Source organism: Mucilaginibacter sp., from assembly GCF_039207105.1.
GTDB lineage: Bacteria > Bacteroidota > Bacteroidia > Sphingobacteriales > Sphingobacteriaceae > Mucilaginibacter.
Window position 1 is genome coordinate 1 of record NZ_JBCECK010000292.1, and the last position, 2,901, is coordinate 2,901.

2 protein-coding genes and 2 tRNA genes are annotated in these 2,901 nt (G+C 36.4%); 1 reads left to right on the forward strand and 3 read right to left on the reverse strand.

Going from position 1 to position 2,901, the window contains the following annotated elements; all coding sequences use genetic code 11:
• Nucleotides 1-1,156, forward strand: a 1,156-nt coding sequence (locus tag AAGC65_RS25710) for a hypothetical protein (RefSeq protein WP_343115315.1), incomplete at its 5' end; no start/stop codon positions are given.
• A 123-nt stretch (nt 1,157-1,279) separates the two neighbouring features.
• Here the strand turns inward: AAGC65_RS25710 and AAGC65_RS25715 are convergent.
• From AAGC65_RS25715 to AAGC65_RS25725, 3 genes are all read right to left on the reverse strand, one after another.
• A tRNA-Lys gene (locus tag AAGC65_RS25715) sits at nt 1,280-1,352 on the reverse strand.
• A gap of 69 nt (nt 1,353-1,421) precedes the next feature.
• A tRNA-Lys gene (locus AAGC65_RS25720) sits at nt 1,422-1,494 on the reverse strand.
• A 132-nt stretch (nt 1,495-1,626) separates the two neighbouring features.
• Nucleotides 1,627-2,646 (reverse strand): YCF48-related protein, encoded by a 1,020-nt coding sequence (locus tag AAGC65_RS25725; RefSeq protein ID WP_343115316.1) that lies wholly within the window; start codon nt 2,644-2,646, stop codon nt 1,627-1,629.
• Nucleotides 2,647-2,901: the final 255 nt, after the last annotated feature.

The window sequence follows — 2,901 nt, forward strand, 5'->3', positions numbered from 1 at the left end:
AGATAAAGCTGAACAGTTGGCAGAACATTTGGAACAGTTTAATTTATTGAATGAGCTCCTATTATTGAAACTTCAATATGCCTACTTACCAGGAGCTGAAGACTTCGAAGCCTTAACTGCCCGCTTTCTGCAAAACCAGTCGCATATGCAGCTTGAGGCTAAGCTTAATATGGCTTATGCTTTTTTAAGGCATGAACTTCAGGAGATACATCTGAAAGGGAAAATTGTTAATTTGACGATTTTAATAATAACCACTATCCGGAAATACAAAATTTCCATGCAGGACCTTATGACTTATAAGTCCATTTATCAAATTCTTTTTATTGCGAATGAATACGCAGCGATACAGCAGAATTATGGATTGATAGAGCGTTATATAAACCGGACTAATCAATTTATACAAGGCCAAATGTATAAGAAACCATCCTATCTTTTTTACCATATATCCATCTTGTATTTTTTGGCGAACTTTCATCTGAGGCAAAAAGGTTTCATCCGGAGCTCATCTTATCTTAAGGAAATGATGGATTTAATGTTAGTGGATAATCGTTATTACAAGGTGTTTTATTCGCGTTATCAGTTACTCACGGCGCTCAATTTATTCTTTACTGACTTTGCCGATAATGCGATCTCGCTACTACAGGAGTCGCTTTCGAATACAAAGTATACAGCTAAACCAGAAGATACAGAAGATTTGCGAATTTGCCTGACTATGTTTTTGGCCCTGTGTAATGACCGGAGAAGCTTAAAGCAGTTGACTTCACTGACACAGACTGACGCCTGGTATGAAAAAAAAATGGGGATGTTATGGACCATTCGAAAGAATTTAATGGAAATTTTGGTCCATGCGCAGTTCTCTAACATCGAACTTGCCATGTCCCGTATAAACAGCTTCCGACGTCGATATAAGAAATACCTGCTGAAAACTTCGGAGGAGCGAGTATTATTGTTTCTGAGGCTGGTTGAAAAATATTTATTAAAACCCGATGTAGTATTTGAAACAGCATATAGAAAGACCGTTTTAAGTCTGATAAATAGGATAGAAAATAGCGATATCTTCACTTTGAGCTTTATTGCATGGCTGATAGCGCGTTGGGAGAAAAAAACAGCTCATAAAGTGGTTTTAACACTTATCCATAATGACAGCCATACCTAATATTCAAAAAATGAAATCCAAAAAGTAAATTTTGAATTGTTTCTTATTGCAATTCAATTGATTGCTTATAAAATTTTATCGTATAAAAAAAGGGAACATGCTTTATAGCTTATTCCCTTTTTGTGATCCCGCTGGGATTCGAACCCAGGACCCCAACATTAAAAGTGTTATGCTCTACCAGCTGAGCTACGGAATCGTTGTTACCCTATACTATTTATAAAAATGTGAAATAAAAAGCCTCTCCAATTGTTTAGAGAGGCCTTTGTGATCCCGCTGGGATTCGAACCCAGGACCCCAACATTAAAAGTGTTATGCTCTACCAGCTGAGCTACGGAATCATACTTTAAATTTTTTCGGTAGTGCTACCGTTTCCGTTTAAAGTGGTGCAAATATAGAATGATTTAGAATACGATGCAAACGTTTTTTTAATTAATTTAAAAGTCTTTTTTAAGCTACTCTACACCAATAAACTACATTTTTAAAAATGCTATTTTACCATTGTTTCCGGCAAGTAAAATGAGTTTTCCATGTTTTGCTTTAGCGCAAACATTAAAACTTGTTGCGTCAATTTTGCTCCATGTTTTACCTCCATCCACAGTAATATTGGTTCCAGAAGTTCCGGTTGAAAGATAGGTATTGTTTTTGATGTATTCTACAGATGATTGATAACCAGCTGGTCCTCTATGTGGATTGTTGAATACTGTAGTTTGTGCATCAGTTTGAAAAGCGGCGACAGAGTCTGTTTTTTTGTCGTCTTGGTAATCACCGCCAACAATGATTTTTTCGTTTTTTCCTATTGCTATGGAAAACGCACCCTGGCTTGCTTTTCCGTTAATAATAGGCAAACTATTATATTCCCAAACGTTATTATCAGGTTGTAACGTTACAATCCTACTGGTTTTTCCGCCCGAAACTATGTATAGGTAACCATTATTTGATCGTAAACAGGTGCCGCTGGCAGCAAATGCTGCCTCGCCGGGTAGGGCATTTGGTTGATTATTTGCATTGGCCCATGTTTCACCGCTATCTTTTGTTTCTAATAATAAAAACTTATTGTTGATCGGGTCACCAAGAATATATCCATGTTGCTTATCAACAAAGTCCATCGCATCAAAAAAATAAGCTGAATCAACTTTCCGATATTTCTCTTGCCAGGTTTTTCCGCCATCAATAGTTTTTAGTATTATTGCAGGTGTACCAGAGCTCATGGTAGTTGCTTCGCGATCTGAAAAGGCCTCAATATCTCTGAACTCAGATTTTTCATAACCTTTTATTTGTTGCCACTCCCATGTTTTTCCGCCGTTATTTGTAATAGCTACATAGCCATTGCTTCCGCTTAGCCATGCTGTTTTATCATTTAATACGGATAACCCTCTTATAACACAAGGTTTACTTTGTTGCAAAATTTGTACGGTTTGGGCCTGTGTAATTAGTGGAAGACATAGGCTGTAAAGTAAAATACTGGAAATGAATAGGTAACTGTTTTTCATTTGCTTTAGTGTAGCGATTATTGTTCACCGAAATTAATTTTTAATAATACAAGTAACAACAACTGCTCAATTTTTGCATTAATTATTTGCAATTTGATTGAAACGATTATATTTGCACGCTTGTTAATAAAATGGTGCTATAATAAGATGAAAGGCGATGCTTTTTATTAAATGAAACATCGAAGTAAAATAAGCCCGGATGGCGAAATTGGTAAACGTTGCGGTCTCAGAAGCCGTTGAGAATTGTCTCTTGAG

Excerpts from the sequence above, each read along its gene's own strand:
- AAGC65_RS25725 (WP_343115316.1), bottom strand. The coding sequence starts at position 2,646 with ATGAAAAACAGTTACCTATTCATTTCCAGTATTTTACTTTACAGCCTA.